The organism is Mycobacterium sp. Soil_C_30 (genome assembly GCF_057656995.1).
This window is the reverse complement of sequence record NZ_JBDGJH010000087.1, coordinates 1-213: the sequence shown is the minus strand read 5'-3', so window position 1 is coordinate 213 and position 213 is coordinate 1. Positions and strand designations below refer to the sequence as shown.

Annotated in this window: 1 pseudogene; it reads left to right on the top strand. The window is 70.0% G+C overall.

Annotation, left to right across the window (positions count from 1 at the left end):
• Positions 1-213: pseudogene (locus AC3A6P_RS36235) on the top strand (hypothetical protein); the annotation flags it as partial.

Below are 213 nucleotides of genomic sequence, written 5' to 3'. Positions count from 1 at the left end.
CACCACGACGGCCCCGCCCCGCAGTCACCCTCGGTGGCACCCTCATCCCACTCGACCAACTCACCGCCATGCTCCGCAACGGCGCCACCGTCACCGCACTCCCGATCCCGCCCGCAGCACCTGCCCGCGGCTACAGGTTCACCGGCAAGGCCCGCGAGTTCATCCAATGCCGGGACATGCGATGTCGGTTCCCCGGCTGCACCCGTAAAGCCG